The sequence below is a fragment of the Pseudomonas paraversuta genome, from assembly GCF_904067025.1.
Classification (GTDB): domain Bacteria; phylum Pseudomonadota; class Gammaproteobacteria; order Pseudomonadales; family Pseudomonadaceae; genus Aquipseudomonas; species Aquipseudomonas paraversuta.
Genome location: NZ_CAJFDA010000001.1, coordinates 589714 through 606091, shown reverse-complemented (window position 1 = coordinate 606091; position 16378 = coordinate 589714). Strand labels below are relative to the sequence as shown.

Annotated in this window: 15 protein-coding genes; 9 read left to right on the top strand and 6 right to left on the bottom strand. The window is 60.1% G+C overall.

Features of this window, described 5'->3' with window-relative positions; all coding sequences use genetic code 11:
• Positions 1-6: 6 nt before the first annotated feature.
• Together JQ848_RS02925 and JQ848_RS02920 are read right to left on the bottom strand one after the other, a co-directional pair.
• Positions 7-723 (bottom strand): LrgB family protein, encoded by a 717-nt coding sequence (locus JQ848_RS02925; protein WP_202210248.1) that lies wholly within the window; start codon positions 721-723, stop codon positions 7-9.
• The gene (locus tag JQ848_RS02920) at positions 720-1082 is read right to left on the bottom strand and encodes a CidA/LrgA family protein (RefSeq protein WP_202210247.1); all 363 of its coding nucleotides are present in this window, start codon (positions 1080-1082) and stop codon (positions 720-722) included. The genes JQ848_RS02925 and JQ848_RS02920 overlap by 4 nt, the downstream gene beginning before the upstream one ends.
• Before the next feature lie 172 nt (positions 1083-1254).
• On the opposite strand from JQ848_RS02920, the gene JQ848_RS02915 reads away from it, so the two are divergent.
• Together JQ848_RS02915 and JQ848_RS02910 are read left to right on the top strand one after the other, a co-directional pair.
• Complete coding sequence (locus JQ848_RS02915) at positions 1255-2946, top strand: C13 family peptidase (RefSeq protein ID WP_060781718.1); 1692 nt, start codon at positions 1255-1257, stop codon at positions 2944-2946.
• 53 nt (positions 2947-2999) lie between these two features.
• Positions 3000-3641, top strand: a complete 642-nt coding sequence (locus JQ848_RS02910) for an oxidoreductase (RefSeq protein WP_003444229.1) — start codon at positions 3000-3002, stop codon at positions 3639-3641.
• 92 nt (positions 3642-3733) lie between these two features.
• Here the strand turns inward: JQ848_RS02910 and JQ848_RS02905 are convergent, their stop codons facing one another.
• The 4 genes from JQ848_RS02905 to JQ848_RS02890 all read right to left on the bottom strand — a co-directional run bounded on the left by JQ848_RS02905 (position 3734) and on the right by JQ848_RS02890 (position 7988).
• On the bottom strand, positions 3734-4021 hold the full coding sequence (locus JQ848_RS02905; protein ID WP_003444232.1) for a YceK/YidQ family lipoprotein: 288 nt from the start codon (positions 4019-4021) through the stop codon (positions 3734-3736).
• Positions 4014-4643, bottom strand: a complete 630-nt coding sequence (gene ubiX, locus JQ848_RS02900) for a flavin prenyltransferase UbiX (protein WP_003444235.1) — start codon at positions 4641-4643, stop codon at positions 4014-4016. The genes JQ848_RS02905 and ubiX overlap by 8 nt, the downstream gene beginning before the upstream one ends.
• On the bottom strand, positions 4640-5989 hold the full coding sequence (mpl, locus tag JQ848_RS02895; RefSeq protein WP_003444238.1) for a UDP-N-acetylmuramate:L-alanyl-gamma-D-glutamyl-meso-diaminopimelate ligase: 1350 nt from the start codon (positions 5987-5989) through the stop codon (positions 4640-4642). The genes ubiX and mpl overlap by 4 nt, the downstream gene beginning before the upstream one ends.
• Positions 5990-6101: 112 nt before the next feature.
• Positions 6102-7988, bottom strand: a complete 1887-nt coding sequence (locus tag JQ848_RS02890; protein ID WP_202210246.1) for a sigma-54-dependent Fis family transcriptional regulator — start codon at positions 7986-7988, stop codon at positions 6102-6104.
• Between the two features lie 347 nt (positions 7989-8335).
• Here JQ848_RS02890 and exaC point away from each other — a divergent pair, with 347 nt between their 5' ends.
• The 7 genes from exaC to ppa all read left to right on the top strand — a co-directional run bounded on the left by exaC (position 8336) and on the right by ppa (position 16105).
• Positions 8336-9856, top strand: a complete 1521-nt coding sequence (exaC, locus tag JQ848_RS02885; RefSeq protein ID WP_003444244.1) for an acetaldehyde dehydrogenase ExaC — start codon at positions 8336-8338, stop codon at positions 9854-9856.
• Between the two features lie 162 nt (positions 9857-10018).
• Positions 10019-11467 carry an ethanolamine permease gene (gene eat / locus JQ848_RS02880; RefSeq protein ID WP_003444246.1) on the top strand — a complete coding sequence of 483 codons (1449 nt, stop codon included), beginning with the start codon at positions 10019-10021 and terminating at the stop codon, positions 11465-11467.
• Between the two features lie 52 nt (positions 11468-11519).
• Positions 11520-12920 carry an ethanolamine ammonia-lyase subunit EutB gene (locus JQ848_RS02875; RefSeq protein WP_202210245.1) on the top strand — a complete coding sequence of 467 codons (1401 nt, stop codon included), beginning with the start codon at positions 11520-11522 and terminating at the stop codon, positions 12918-12920.
• Between the two features lie 2 nt (positions 12921-12922).
• Complete coding sequence (gene eutC / locus JQ848_RS02870) at positions 12923-13732, top strand: ethanolamine ammonia-lyase subunit EutC (RefSeq protein WP_010655463.1); 810 nt, start codon at positions 12923-12925, stop codon at positions 13730-13732.
• Between the two features lie 247 nt (positions 13733-13979).
• Positions 13980-14627 carry a DedA family protein gene (locus tag JQ848_RS02865; RefSeq protein WP_003444252.1) on the top strand — a complete coding sequence of 216 codons (648 nt, stop codon included), beginning with the start codon at positions 13980-13982 and terminating at the stop codon, positions 14625-14627.
• 15 nt (positions 14628-14642) lie between these two features.
• A complete protein-coding gene (locus JQ848_RS02860) occupies positions 14643-15464 on the top strand; it encodes a M90 family metallopeptidase (RefSeq protein ID WP_202210244.1) in 822 nt (273 codons plus the stop codon).
• Between the two features lie 113 nt (positions 15465-15577).
• Positions 15578-16105, top strand: a complete 528-nt coding sequence (gene ppa / locus JQ848_RS02855; RefSeq protein ID WP_003444254.1) for an inorganic diphosphatase — start codon at positions 15578-15580, stop codon at positions 16103-16105.
• Positions 16106-16378 lie beyond the last annotated feature (273 nt).

Here is a 16378-nt window from a genome sequence, read left to right as displayed (position 1 = left end):
TTTTCCTTAGACAACCAGGGTTACAGCCAACGGCAGGAAAACCGCCGTACCTACGCCCATCAGACTCATGGCCAGCGCTGCAAAAGCGCCGCACTCCTCGCCTTCTTGCAACGCCACCGAGGTGCCCACCGCGTGGGCGGTCATGCCCAGCGCCATACCCCGGGCCTCAGGGCTATGCACCCGCAAAAGCCGCAACAGCCCGGGGCCGACTATCGCGCCGATTACTCCGGTAATCAGCACAAATACCGCCGCCAGGGGCGCAACACCGCCGATCTGTTCTGCGACCAGCATCGCAATCGGCGAAGTAACCGACTTCGGCGCCAGGGTCATCAGCATCATATGCTCGGCGCCAAACCACCAGCCCAGCAAAACCACCAGTCCGGTGGCCAGGACTCCGCCAATCACCAGCGTAGTAAAAATGGGCCAGAACAGTTGACGGATTCGCCGCAGATTCAGATACAGCGGCACCGCCAGCGCCACAGTGGCCGGGCCAAGCAGGATGCTGAGGATTTCCGTGCTTTTACGGTACTCGACATAACTCAGACCGCAACTGACCAGGACCCCGATCACCAGCAACATCGACGCCAACACCGGCTGCAGGAAAATCCAGCGGTTTTTTTCATAGGCCGCCAGCACCAGTTGATAAGCGCCCAGGGTAATCCCGATGCCAAACAGCGGGTGATGGATTACCGACGCCCAGGCGCCCTGCCACTCAAGGTTCATGGCCGCTCCCCGGGGTGACTGTGCCCCTTGAGCAAGCGCTGCATCAGCACACCGACAAACGCCATAGAGATCAGCAGTGACAGCACCAGGGCACCGGCAATGGCCCAAAAATCAGCCGCGATATCGGCGGCATACACCATGACTCCGACGGCAGGAGGGACGAGCAGCAGCGGCAGGTAGCGCAACAAACTGCTGGCCGCCTGGCTCAGGGGTTCGCCGACCTGGCCGCGCAGCAGCAAAAATGCCAGCAGCAGCAACAGACCGATAATCGGGCCGGGCAACACGGGGACGAACAAGTGATTAAGGGCAGTACCGAGCAATTGAAACAGCACCAGCCACGTCAAGCCGCGTAACAACATCTCACTTCTCCAGCAAATATTTTTTGCGTCGCATTATAAGCACGTCCCCTCACAAGCCGGCATTGCCAAACCATGGCGATGGTCACGCAATTACCAGGATGTTTCATCCAGCCCTATAGAGCGGCTCTCCTTGCTACGGCATACTCGCAAGCCTAACTATCCGGATCCCGCTATGCGCCCACTTGCCCCCCTTGCTTTGACCCTGCTGTTGACGGCCTGCGGAGACGGCGAATCGCTGATGCCTCCCGACGCACGCCTGCCTGATGGCGGCCGCTATCGAGGCGAAGTGGTCAACGGGCTATTGCAAGGTCAGGGCCGTATCGACTACCCGAATGGCAGTTGGTATACCGGCGATTTCAAAAATGGCCTGTGGCACGGTCAGGGTGAATGGCACGCCAGCAACGGCGACGTCTATAGCGGTGGCTTCGAACAGGGCCAGTACAGCGGCCAGGGCAGCCTGACCACCCACGACAGCACCTATGTCGGCGGCTTCAAGCAGGGCCGGCGCGAGGGTGAGGGCACGCTCAAAGAAGGTGGCATGAGCTACCGCGGCGAGTTCAAGGACGATCAGTTCTCCGGCGTTGGCCATCTTGAACTTGAAGACGGCAGCCAGTACCAGGGGCAGTTCGCCCACGGTAAACCCAACGGCGAAGGCAAGCGCAGCGATGCCAGCGGCAATGAATTCAGCGGCCAGTTCGTCAATGGCGAGCTGGAAGGCAACGGCGTGTTCAACAGTGCCGATGGCGACCAGTACGAAGGCGCATTCAAACACAATCAACTGAACGGCAAAGGCCGCTATGAAAACGCTGACGGCGATGTCTGGATCGGCGAGTTCAAAGATGGCGCCCTGACCGGCAAGGGCGAGCTGATCGGCATTGATGGCTCGCACTATCGCGGCATGTTCAATGAGTGGCGGTTCAATGGCCCCGGCCACCTGAGCATGGCCGACGGCAGCAGCTATATCGGAGAATTTGCCGCGGACACCTATCAGGGGCATGGCACCCTGACCCTGGCCGATGGTACCGTCGAAAGCGGCTACTGGCTTAACGGACAACGGGTACGCGATGCCAATGGCAACCTGCTGCCCGACCCGCTGGAACTGGGCCTGCTCAATCAGGGAACGCTGCTCAAAGACGCACTGGATGCAGTACCTGCGTCGACCCCCGACGTAGAGCTATACAGCCTGGTGCTGGCGGGCGACGGCAAGCAAAGTGTGTTCATGCGTGAAGCCGAATACGTCAACAACATGCTCGCCACCCGCTTCGGCAGCCACGGCCAGATCAACCTGGTGAACCATCGCGACCATCTGCTGGACCAGCCCATGGCCACCCGCGAAAACCTGCACCGCGCAGCCAAAACCCTGGCCGAGCGTACCGGCCCCGAAGACCTGGTGTTTATCTACCTCACCAGTCACGGCACCCAGGAGCATGAACTGGTGCTGGATCAACCGCGCCTGGAGCTGGCAGACCTGCCTGCCGACGAACTGGCCGCAGCCCTGGCACCGCTGAAAAACCGGGACAAGATTATCGTGATTTCATCCTGCTACTCCGGCGGGTTTATCCCGGCGCTCAAAGATGACAAAACCCTGATCATGACCGCATCCCGGGCCGACCGCGTGTCTTTTGGCTGCTCGGAAGAAGCCGACTTCACTTACTTCGGCAATGCCCTGTTCGCTCAGGCGCTGAATCAGACCGACGACCTGCAAAAAGCTTTCAAACTGGCCAGGGGTTATATCGCCGAGCGCGAGCAGACTGACGGCTACGAGCCCTCCGAGCCGCAGATATGGGCGCCAAAAGGTGTCCTGGCGCACTGGCAACGCTTGCGCCAGCAACAGGCAAAACAGGCCTTGCAGTCACCTGAATGAACTGCAAGTCAGCTAACTAAGACTAAGCTGGATGTATCAAGGGAGAACCACGCATGTACTTGACGCCTCAGCACATCCTGCTTGCAGGAGCTACCGGTCTTACCGGCGAACATCTGCTCGACCGGTTGCTTAACGAACCCACCATCACCCGAGTACTTGCGCCCTCACGGCGACCGCTGGCCAAACATCCGCACCTGGAAAATCCGGTGGGCGATCCGTCGGTGTTTCTGCCAGAGCTGAGCGGACAGGTCGATATCGCATTTTGCTGCCTGGGAACCACCATCAAGCAGGCGGGCTCGCAAGAAGCCTTCCGTGCCGTCGACCATGACATGGTCGTGGCCTTTGCCAAACGCGCACGGGAAATGGGCGCGCGGCACCTGATAGTGCTCAGCGCGATAGGGGCCGATCCTAAATCGTCGGTGTTCTATAACCGGGTCAAAGGCGAGATGGAGCAATCATTGCGCGTCCAGGGCTGGCCGCAGCTGACCATTGCCCGCCCGTCGCTGCTGATCGGTGAGCGTACAGAACCGCGTTTGGCGGAGCAGCTGGCGGCGCCCCTGTCCAGACTGATCCCGGGCAAATACCACGGTATCGAGGCCTGCCAGCTGGCTCGTGCCCTATGGCGCCTGGCCCTGGAAGAGCAGGATGGGGTGCGGGTGGTCGAGTCCGATGAACTGAGAAGGCTGGGTAAATAATCCGCCCTGTGGTCGCTGCCAAAGGCTGCGAGCTTTATAAAACCGGGGGGCGTAGTCCTGCGCAGCACAGAGCCAGCAGCCTTTGGCAGCGACTACAAACCACCGCTGGCCTGATAGCCCACACCCAGCACCGTCAACACCGACAAGGGCAACAGCAGCGTATCGAGCAATGCGCTGGCTGGCAGGTCCAGCCCCGGGTAGCGCGGGGCATCGGCACCAAAGCGGTCCATCGCACAGCACCCGCCCTGTAACGCGTACATGTCCAGTCGGGTGCCGGAATAGACAATCGGCGCCCCCGGCTTGGCCGCGTCCAGCGTGCGAACACTGGCGCAACCACAGACATGCATAGCCGCAAGCATCAGCAGCACAACCTTACTCATCGCCGCCCACATGGTGCTCGCCCCAGCGTGGCAGCATGTCTTGCGGGATATTGAGCAGGTTGAGAATTCGCGCCACCACAAAGTCCACCAGGTCATCGATGGTTTGTGGCTGGTGATAGAAGCCCGGCGAGGCGGGCAGTATCACCGCCCCCATGTTCGACAGCTTGAGCATATTCTCCAGATGGATGCTGGAATACGGCGCCTCTCGGGGCACCAGAATCAGCTGCCGGCGCTCTTTGAGCGTGACATCCGCAGCCCGCTCAACCAGGTTGTTGCAGGCGCCGGTGGCAATGGCCGACAGCGTCCCCGTAGAACAGGGCACCACCACCATGGCGGCCGGTGCTCCGGAGCCTGACGCCACCGGTGACATCCAGTCTTCCTTGCCGTAGACGCGAATCTGCCCGGCGGCAGCTCCTGTGTATTCGGTCAGAAAAGTCTGCATGGCCTGTGGCTTGGGCGGCAGGCTGACATCGGTTTCCGTGGCCATCACCAATTGCGCGGCCTTGGAAATCAGGAAATGCACCTCACGGTCTTCCCGCACCAGGCAATCGAGCAGGCGCAGCGCGTATTGCATGCCAGAGGCACCGGTTACCGCCAGGGTGATGCGTTCCGGGCCACTCATTGCAGGGCTTCCGCCAATTTGCCGTGCAGGCCGCCAAAGCCGCCGTTGCTCATGATCACCACCTGGGTACCGGGTTTGGCATGGCGCTTGACCTCGGCAATGATCGCCTCCAGCGAATCGCATACCAGAGTCGGCACAGGGCTTGAGGCCACCGTCGCCGCCAGATCCCAGCCCAGATTGGCCGGGGCATACCAGACCACGTGATCGGCCTGCACCACACTTTGCGGCAAGCCGTCGCGATGGGCGCCCAGTTTCATGGAGTTGGAGCGCGGCTCGATGACGGCAATCAGCGGCGCGTCGCCGATGCGTTTGCGCAGACCATCAAGGGTCGTGGCAATGGCAGTCGGGTGGTGGGCAAAGTCGTCGTAGATGGTGATGCCGTGAACTTCAGCGACTTTCTCCATCCGCCGTTTCACGCTTTTAAACGCGCTCAATCCGTCAATCGCCAGGCTTGGTACCACACCCACATGGCGTGCCGCCGCCAGGGTCGCCAGGGCATTGGCCACGTTGTGCTGGCCGGTCATGTCCCACTCGACGGTGCCTTGAACGCTGCCTTCAAACAACACTTCAAAGCGCGAACCGTCTTCGCTGAGCAGTTTGGCCTGCCATTGGCCGGCATCGCCTGTGGTTTGCACCGGGGTCCAGCAGCCCATCTCGATCACGCGCTGCAAGGCCGGCTCGGTGGTGGGATGAATCACCAGGCCTTCGCTCGGGATGGTGCGCACCAGGTGATGGAACTGGCGCTCAATGGCCGGCAAGTCCGGGAAGATGTCCGCGTGATCGAACTCAAGATTATTCAGGATCGCGGTGCGCGGACGGTAATGCACAAATTTTGAACGCTTGTCGAAGAAGGCGCTGTCGTACTCATCGGCCTCGACCACGAAGAACGGCGTATCACCCAGACGGGCCGACACCGCAAAGTTTTGCGGCACACCACCGATCAGGAAGCCCGGGGCCATGCCCGCGTGCTCCAGAACCCAGGCCAGCATGCTGCTGGTGGTGGTTTTGCCATGGGTGCCGGCCACAGCCAGTACCCAGCGGCCTTGCAGCACGTGATCGGCCAGCCATTGCGGGCCCGATACGTAAGGCAAGCCTTTGTTCAGCACGTATTCGACGGCCGGGTTGCCACGGGACAGCGCGTTGCCGATCACCACCAGATCGGGTGCCGGGTCGAGCTGGGCCGGATCATAGCCCTGGGTCAACTCAATGCCTTGAGCTTGCAGCTGGGTACTCATTGGCGGATAGACGTTAGCGTCGGAACCGGTAACGTGATGACCCAGTTCTTTGGCCAGAACAGCCAGCGAACCCATGAAAGTGCCGCAAATACCAAGAATATGAATGTGCATAGTCGACCTCGAAAATCATCGGCGAAGGGTATCGCAGGGGGTTGTTTTTCGCACCTGATGATTCAAATGCCGTCTTTTGCGGGAGCCGCCCGGCCGGCTCCCGCAAAATAAGCTATCGCTCTATCCCGTGCTTGCGCAGCTTTCTGTACAGCGTATTGCGACTGATCCCCAGCTGCACGGCGGCATGGGTCATATGCCAGCGGTGCAGTTCCAGCACCTCGAGCAGGGCCAGTTTTTCAGCGTTTTCCAACGGCTGCGCACAGGGGACGGCAACCGTGGCGGGGGCCTGGCGAATGGCCACAGGCAAGTCATCAAACTCGATCGTCTGGTTTTCACACAACGCCGCCAGAGTGCGCAACACGTTGCGCAGTTGGCGGACGTTACCCGGCCACTGAAAATCCAGCAAAGCCTGGCGTGCCGCTGGCTTGAGCACGAGGTGCTGGTCAGCCGCTTCTTCGGCCAGGAGAAAATCCAGCAACTGCGACTTGTCACTGCGCTGGCGCAACGCCGGCAAACCGATTTCCAGACCATTGAGACGGTAATACAAGTCTTCCCGAAAACTGCCGTCAGCCACGCGCTCCTGCAAGTTGCGGTGCGTGGCGCTGATGATGCGCACATTGACTGCCAGCGGTTCACCGCCAATCGGCACCACCAGGCGATCTTCCAGCACTCTCAAGAGACGGGTTTGCAGCACCAGGGGCATATCGCCAATCTCGTCCAGAAACAGGGTGCCGCCATCGGCCTGCTGCAATTTGCCCTGCATCCCCTCTTTGCGCGCTCCGGTAAAGCTGCCGCCGCGATAACCGAACAACTCGCTTTCGATCAGACTTTCGGGGATCGACGCACAATTGAGGGCGACGAATGCTTTGCCGTTACGCAAGCTGGCCTGATGCACCGCTTTGGCAAAGGCTTCTTTACCCGAACCGGTTTCGCCATTGATCAATAACGGCACATCCCGCTCGAACACCCGCAAGGCACGACGAAAATCGGTCTGCAGGGCCTGGTCCCCCAGGCAAATGCTACTCACCCGGGGCACTACGGCTTCGGCCTGGGGCTTGACCGCGCACGGCACGCTGCGCGGCTGACCACGCACCGCCGCATACAAGCGGCGACCGTCGCGGGTGCGCAGCGGCCAGTTGGTGCTGGCCTGGGTGCTGGCACGGGCGAACAGTTCGTCCCGCGGACAATCGAACAGGCTGTCGACTGTTAACCCCAGCAGCCCGCCCCGCTCATGCCCCAGCAAATTCAGGGCGCTTTGATTGACTGCGCAGATGGCGCCGTCGCCATCGAACGCCAGCATCCCTTCGCTGAACAGCCCCACCGACTCGGCCTGCAGGTGAAAGCGCAGCAGCCACTGGTTTTCGAAGTGCCGCAGAAAATAACTGTTTTCGATGATCCGCGCCGAGAGGTTGACCAGGGCCATGGTGTGAAACTGGCTCTGGCGCGAAACGTCATGCCGCGCCGAGGACACGTCCAGCACCGCCAGCAATTCGCCCTGGGGATCGAATACCGGACTTGCCGAACAGGTCAGCCCGGTATGGCGGCCACGAAAATGTTCGTCCTGATGAATGGTCAAGGCCTGGCGTTCCACGACACAGGTGCCAATTCCGTTGGTACCCTCGCGGGCCTCGCTCCAGTCAGCTCCCAGCCACAGCCCGGCCCGCTCGAACACTTTGCGTTCGGTCGCCGCCGTGACACAGTTGAGAATGACCCCGCGGGCATCGGTCAGCAGTACCGCGTGCCCGGCCCCCGACAGTTGCTGATGCAGGCTATTCATCTCGTGCCCGGCGATTTGCAGCACCTGCTGCAAACGCTCGCGACCTTCCAGAATGCGCCCGTGCTCCAGCACCGTCGGTGCAATGGTTTGTGCGGGATCGAGGTGGTAGTCCTCCAGGCAGCGCTGCCAGGAACGGACGATAGAAGGGTCGCACCCCTGGGGGCGGCCCTGGGTGACATCGAGAACCTGCCGGGCGTGCCGGCTTAAATCACTGCTGTGCATTCTTATTATTCTCCGCGCTGTATCGGCGGTCTCATGTCCGGCAGGGGCACATTTACCCTCTTCGCCAACATGGATCCAGGTCCAGACCGAACACTCAGCATCTGCTTGCCGGCCGGGCTTTGCAATCGCCAACTGACCCGTCGGTCATCATCTGCACCTGTTTTGGTACAAAGTGTCACGGCAACTGTATCGAGCCCGTGACAGCGACTGCCACCCCTACTGCCCCTATATCCATGTGAACCCCAGCCTAGAGCCCTGCAGACAATATGGCCCGGCCTTTGCTCTTGCATATGACAACGCCACAGCGCGTCCTCCCATAAGCACAATAAAGCCAGGAGACACTCCCCATGCGTTACGCACAACCCGGTACCGAAGGCTCTGTCGTCTCGTTCAAGAGCCGCTACGGCAACTACATCGGCGGCGAATTCGTGGCGCCCGTCAAAGGCCAGTACTTCACCAATACCTCGCCTGTGAACGGCAAACCCATCGCCGAATTCCCGCGTTCAACAGCAGAAGACATCGAAAAAGCCCTGGATGCCGCCCATGCAGCTGCTGACGCCTGGGGCTCGACCTCGGTTCAGGCCCGTTCGCTGGTGCTGCTTAAAATTGCCGATCGTATCGAACAGAATCTCGAACTGCTGGCCGTGACCGAAACCTGGGACAACGGCAAGGCGGTACGCGAGACCCTGAACGCCGACGTCCCCCTGGCAGCTGACCATTTCCGTTATTACGCCGGTTGCATCCGCGCCCAGGAAGGCAGCGCGGCAGAAATCGACGGCAACACCGTGGCCTATCACATCCACGAACCGCTGGGCGTGGTCGGGCAGATCATTCCGTGGAACTTCCCGCTGCTGATGGCCGCCTGGAAACTCGCTCCGGCGCTGGCTGCCGGTAACTGCATCGTGCTCAAACCGGCCGAGCAAACCCCGCTGAGCATCACCGTGTTCATGGAACTGATCGGTGATCTGCTGCCTCCGGGCGTGCTGAACGTGGTGCAGGGCTTCGGCAAAGAAGCTGGCGAGGCGCTGGCCACCAGCAAACGCATCGCCAAAATCGCCTTTACCGGCTCGACCCCGGTGGGCTCGCACATCATGAAATGTGCCGCCGAGAACATCATCCCTTCCACCGTTGAACTGGGCGGCAAGTCGCCGAACATCTTCTTCGCCGACATCATGCAGGCCGAACCGACTTTCATTGAAAAGGCGGCCGAAGGTCTGGTGCTGGCATTTTTCAACCAGGGCGAAGTGTGCACCTGCCCTTCCCGCGCGCTGATTCAGGAATCGATCTACGACGACTTCATGAAAGTGGTGATGAAGAAGGTTGCGTCGATCAAACGCGGCGACCCGCTGGACACCGACACCATGGTTGGCGCCCAGGCCTCGGAGCAGCAGTTCGACAAGATCCTGTCTTACCTTGAAATCGCCAAGGCTGAAGGTGCCGAGCTGCTGACCGGCGGCCAGGTAGCCAAGCTCGAAGGCGACCTGGCAACCGGCTACTACATCCAGCCGACGCTGCTCAAGGGCACCAACAAAATGCGTGTGTTCCAGGAAGAAATTTTTGGCCCGGTGGTCAGCATCACCACCTTCAAGGACGAAGCCGAAGCCCTGGCGATTGCCAACGACACCGAGTTCGGCCTGGGCGCCGGCCTGTGGACCCGCGACATCAACCGCGCCTACCGCATGGGCCGCGCCATCAAGGCCGGTCGCGTCTGGACCAACTGCTACCACCTGTACCCGGCCCACGCCGCGTTCGGCGGCTACAAAAAGTCAGGGGTCGGCCGTGAAACCCACAAAATGATGCTCGACCACTATCAGCAGACCAAAAACCTGCTGGTGAGCTACGACATCAACCCGCTGGGCTTCTTCTAACCTCTCTGACCTCCGTAGGCGCGAGCTTGCCCGCGAGCCGTTAAAAGCTCGCGAGCAAGCTCGTTCCTACAGAGCAAGCCGCTCTACATCAGGCCCCATGGCCCAGCTCTTGCTTTGCTCCCTGTCATATTTTCCAAACTATAAAAGAACAGGTGCACTCACATGCCTAGCGAACCCATTGGCGCTCCGGCGTCAGCTTCCTCGGTCGACTTTGAAAAGGTCGGCTCCGAATATTTTCAACAACGCGAACTGAAAAAAGGCGCTGCCGGCTGGGTCCTGCTGGTGGGCCTGGGTGTGGCCTATGTCATCTCCGGCGATTATGCCGGCTGGAACTTCGGCCTGGCCCAGGGCGGCTGGGGCGGAATGTTCATCGCCACATTGCTGATGGCCACCATGTACCTGTGCATGTGCTTTTCGCTGGCCGAACTGTCATCGATGATTCCCACCGCTGGCGGCGGCTATGGCTTTGCCCGCAGCGCATTCGGGCCGTGGGGCGGGTTCCTGACCGGCACCGCGATCCTGATTGAATACGCCATCGCCCCCGCGGCAATTGCCGTATTCATCGGCGCTTATTGCGAGTCGCTGTTCGGGATTGGCGGCTGGATGATCTATCTGGCGTTCTACATCATCTTTATCGGCATTCACATTTTCGGCGTGGGTGAAGCCCTTAAACTGATGTTTGTCATCACCGCCGTGGCCGCGATTGCCCTGGGCGTGTTCCTGGTATCGATGGTGCCGCACTTCAGCGTCGCCAACCTGCTGGATATTCCGGTTACCGAGGCCAAAGGCGCCAGCACCTTCTTGCCATTCGGCTATGTCGGCGTGTGGGCCGCAATCCCTTATGCGATCTGGTTTTTCCTCGCCGTCGAAGGCGTGCCGCTGGCCGCCGAAGAAACCAAAAACCCTAAACGCGACCTGCCTCGCGGCCTGATCGGCGCCATGCTGGTACTCGTCACCTTTGCCCTGCTGATTCTGGTCATCGGCCCCGGCGCTGCGGGCGCGCACCACTTGATGGCCTCGGGCAACCCGCTGGTTGAAGCACTGAGCAAGGCCTATGGCGGCTCAACCTGGATGGGCAGTTTCGTCAACCTGGTGGGTCTGGCCGGTTTGATCGCCAGTTTCTTCTCGATCATTTACGCCTATTCGCGTCAGATCTTCGCCCTGTCCCGTGCCGGCTATTTGCCGCGTAAATTGTCCGAAACCAACAAAAGCAAAGCCCCGGTATTGGCGCTGATCATCCCCGGCATCATCGGTTTTGGCCTGTCACTGACCGGCCAGGGGGACTTGCTGATTCTGGTGGCGGTGTTTGGCGCGACCATTTCCTACGTGCTGATGATGGCTGCACACATCACCCTGCGTATTCGTCGCCCCAAAATGGAGCGTCCATACCGCACTCCGGGCGGAATCTTCACTTCAGGCATCGCTTTGGTGCTGGCTTGCGTCGCGGTCGTGGCCGGCTTCCTAGTGGACCCGCGCGTTGTGATTGGCGCTGCCGTGATCTATGGCGTATTAATTGCCTACTTCGCTTTTTACAGTCGGCACCACTTGGTGGCCGGTACGCCTGAAGAGGAATTCGCGGCGATCCAAAAAGCCGAGCAAGCCCTGCACTAGTCGCTGAGAAACCCGCCAGACGCGTGGCGTCTGGCGTTGAGGAGCATCCTGAATGGCAACTTTTTCTCACGCGGTAGGCACTCAGACTTACCGTTTTGACAGCCTCAAAGACCTTATGGCCAAAGCCAGCCCGGCACGCTCCGGGGATTTCCTGGCTGGAGTGGCCGCGCTCAACGACGGTGAACGGGTCGCTGCGCAAATGGCCCTGGCTGACATCCCGCTCGCCTGGTTCCTGCAGGAAGCGCTGATTCCCTACGAATCCGATGAAGTTACCCGGCTGATCATCGACAGCCATGACCCGCTCGCCTTCGCCGCCGTCAGCCATCTGACAGTGGGCGGTTTTCGTGACTGGCTGCTCAGCGACGCCGCCGACGAACAGAGCCTGCGTGCCCTGGCGCCGGGCCTGACCCCGGAAATGGCCGCAGCGGTGTCAAAAATCATGCGCGTGCAGGACCTGATTCTGGTGGCGCAGAAGATCCGGGTGGTCACCCGTTTTCGCGGCACCATGGGCCTGCGCGGGCGGCTCTCTACCCGCCTGCAACCCAACCACCCCACGGACGATCCGGCGGGAATTGCCGCCAGCATTCTCGATGGCCTGCTGTACGGCAACGGCGACGCCATGATCGGTATCAACCCGGCCACCGACAGCATCGCCTCGATCTGCGACCTGCTGAACATGCTCGACGCCATCATCCAGCGTTATGAGATCCCCACCCAATCCTGTGTGCTGACCCATGTCACCACCTCGATTGAAGCGATCAACCGTGGCGTACCGCTGGATCTGGTATTCCAGTCGATTGCCGGTACAGAAGCCGCCAACGCCAGCTTCGGGATCAATCTGAATCTATTGCAGGAAGGCTACGAGGCCGGTTTAAGCCTCAACCGCGGCACCCTGGGCAACAACCTGATGTATTTCGAAACCGGCCAGGGCAGCGCGCTGTCGGCCAACGCGCATTTCGGCGTCGACCAGCAAACCTGCGAAACCCGGGCCTATGCGGTAGCGCGGCATTTCAAACCGTTTCTGGTCAACACTGTGGTGGGTTTTATCGGCCCCGAGTACCTGTACAACGGCAAGCAAATCATCCGCGCCGGGCTTGAGGACCACTTCTGCGGCAAGCTGCTGGGCGTGCCGATGGGTTGCGACATCTGTTACACCAACCACGCCGAAGCCGACCAGGACGACATGGATAACCTGCTGACCCTGCTGGGTGTGGCCGGGATCAACTTCATCATGGGCATTCCGGGCTCGGACGACATCATGCTCAACTATCAGACCACCTCGTTCCATGACGCGCTGTATGCGCGAAAAACCCTGGGCCTCAAACCTGCCCCCGAGTTCGAGCAATGGCTGAGCAAGATCGGGATTTTCACCCAGACCGATGGCCGCATCGAATTCGGCCATCAACTGCCGCCGGCATTTCGCCAGGCACTGGCTCATCTGGGAGGACGCTGAACATGGCCACTACCCCCACCGACAGTCTCAACCCCTGGCTGGAACTGCGCCGCCTGACCCCGGCGCGCATTGCCCTGGGCCGCACCGGCACCAGCATGCCCACCGGGGCCCAGCTGGATTTTCAGTTTGCCCACGCCCAGGCCCGGGATGCGGTGCATTTGCCGTTTGACCACGCAGGGCTGAGCAGCCAGCTTGCCGAGCGCGGACAGCAAACGCTGCTGCTGCACAGCGCCGCCATTGATCGCCACAGCTATCTGCAACGGCCGGATCTGGGGCGCAAACTTGACGACGACTCGGCGCAGCAATTGCGCGACTACGCCCTGGCTCATCCTGGCGCGATCGATGTCGCCATAGTGGTAGCCGACGGGCTATCGGCGCTGGCGGTTCATCGCCACACCCTGCCCTTTCTGGCCCGCATGCAGGAGCAAACGGCCACTGAAAACTGGAGCCAGTCACCGGTGATTCTGGTGGAGCAAGGACGGGTCGCCGTCGCCGATGAAATCGGCGAACTGCTGGGTGCAAAAATGGTGGTGATGCTGATCGGCGAACGCCCCGGCCTCAGCTCCCCAGACAGTCTGGGTCTGTACTTCACCTACGGGCCAAAGATCGGCCTGACCGATGCCTATCGCAACTGCATCTCTAACGTGCGGCTCGAAGGGCTGAGCTACGCCATGGCCGCCCATCGGCTGGTTTACTTGATGCGTGAAGCCTGTCGTCGGCAATTGTCGGGGGTCAACCTGAAGGACGAAGCACAGGTACACACCATAGAATCAGCGGCCCCCAGCGAGAATTTCCTGCTCAAGGGTGAATAAACACCGGGCCATGACTCTGTAGGAGCGAGCTGTGTGCTTGGCGAGGCACGCTCGCTCCCAGGGTTGATTAGCCAGCCGCTGCGAGCCAATACACGCCTCGCTACAAACTCAACCAACAAGACTTGCACCAATCCGTATAATCCGCTTTTTTAAGAGATGTACGAAAAAACTACATCTCTTGTAGTTAAATACCCTTCCCTTTCCCGCACGGACCTGCAGAGCCGGGTCATCAGCACAGGTGCTTTACATGGATTTCAACCCGATCGACATTATCCTGCATCTCGATGTGTACCTGGACATGCTGGTAAGAGATTACGGGGTGTGGATCTACGCCATCCTGTTTTTGGTGATCTTCTGTGAAACCGGCCTGGTGGTCATGCCGTTCCTGCCGGGTGATTCCCTGCTGTTCATTGCCGGCGCAGTGGCTGCGGGCGGTGGCATGGACCCGGTATTGCTGGGCGGCCTGCTGATGGTGGCGGCAATTCTGGGCGACAGCACCAACTACGTCATAGGACGAACCGCCGGCGAGCGATTGTTCAGTAATCCGAACTCGAAAATATTCCGCCGCGATTACCTGGAAAAGACCCACGATTTTTACGAACGTCATGGCGGTAAAACCGTGACCATGGCGCGCTTCCTGCCAATCTTCCGCACCTTTGCGCCTTTTGTTGCCGGCGTGGCACACATGTTCTACCCGCGCTTCCTGATGTTCAGTGTCTTCGGCACCATCCTCTGGGTCGGCGGCCTGGTAACCCTGGGCTACTTCTTCGGCAATGTGCCCTTCATCAAGTCCAATCTGTCGTTGCTGGTAGTGGGCATCATCCTGCTGTCTCTGGTACCGATGATCATTGGTGTGATCCGCAGCCGCATGGGCCGCAGCCCATCCAAAGCCTGATAGGGGGCCGCCCGTATGTGGTCTCTGAGTGAATGGCGGCGCCAGCGGATTCTGGCGCAACACCCGGTCGCGGCAAACGTATGGCATGACGTGCGCCAGCACCTGAGTATTCTCGACGGGCTGGACGACGCCCAGGACAAATGGCTGCGTGAGCACAGCGTGTTATTTCTGCAAGAAAAACACCTGACCCCCATGCCCGGGGTTGAACTCACCGATGCAGGCCGCCTGTTGCTGGCCGCCCAGGCACAGCTGCCGCTGCTCAACCTGGGCGAACTGGACTGGTATCAGGGTTTCCACGAAATAGTGCTCTACCCCGATGATTTCATCAGCCCCCAGCGTCATCGCGACTCCAGTGGAGTCGAGCACGAATGGCAAGGCACCCACAGCGGTGAGGCCTGGCAACATGGCCCGGTGGTGCTGGCCTGGCCTGGCGTGTTGTCCAGTGGCGGCTGGGAAGGCTACAACCTGGTGATTCACGAACTGGCGCACAAACTCGACATGCTCAATGGTGCCGCCAATGGCATGCCGCCCTTGCACAGCAGCATGCACCTGGGCGACTGGACCGAGGCCATGCAACAAGCCTACGACCATCTCAATCACTACCTCGATCACCACGACCCGGCTCACGCGCCCATTGATCCGTATGCGGCCGAAAACCCGGCAGAGTTCTTCGCGGTCACCAGCGAATACTTCTTCAGCGCACCGGACCTGCTGACCCACGCCTACCCCAAGGTGTACCAGCAGCTCAGCCTGTTCTACCGGCAAGACCCGCTGACCCGGCTGCAAACGCTACAAAGCGGGCACCCCGAGTACCGAGAGTCTGTTAACCGGACGTGACGCACCACTAAACCGGCCAGACGTGACGGCGTTAGCGGAATACGCCTATAATCGCCGCCACTTTTTGGCCAAATCGGCCAAGTAAACTGGCCTATACACGGGGGCACCGCCCAATGAGCTACAGCAAGATTCCGGCTGGCAAAGACCTGCCGAATGACATCTACGTCGCCATCGAGATTCCGGCGAACCACGCGCCGATCAAATATGAAATCGACAAAGACAGCGACTGCCTGTTCGTTGACCGCTTCATGGCAACCCCGATGTTCTACCCAGCCAACTACGGTTTCATCCCTAACACCCTGGCTGACGACGGTGATCCCCTCGACGTGCTGGTTGTTACCCCATATCCGGTAGCGCCAGGTTCGGTAATCCGTGCCCGTCCGGTTGGCATCCTGCACATGACCGACGACGGCGGTGGCGATGCCAAAGTCGTTGCAGTCCCTCACGACAAGCTGTCCCAGTTGTACGTTGACGTGAAAGAGTACACCGACCTGCCACCTTTGCTGATTCAGCAAATCCAGCACTTCTTCGAGAACTACAAAGATCTCGAGAAAGGCAAATGGGTGAAGATCGAAGGTTGGGGCGATGCAGAAGCAGCCCGTACCGAGATCATGAAGTCGGTAGCGGCCTACAAAGGCTAAGTGAAGCCCGGCCTGCGTTGCAGCAGGCTTGGCTCACACCAAAACCTCGGTTCGCCGAGGTTTTTTTATGCCTGAAAATTGAGCTGTTTTCGCTGGGAAACGACATTGAATCCCAGTATGATTCGCGCCACATAAGCACCGCGCCCTGCATCGAGCAGGCCGGATTGCAGGCAAGGCAGCAATAAGCCGCCACGCCCCACCCCTGACACTCAGGGCCTGGATGTCTAAATTGAAGGCGAGTACGGCTTACCAAAAATAAGCCAAACCCGCCCC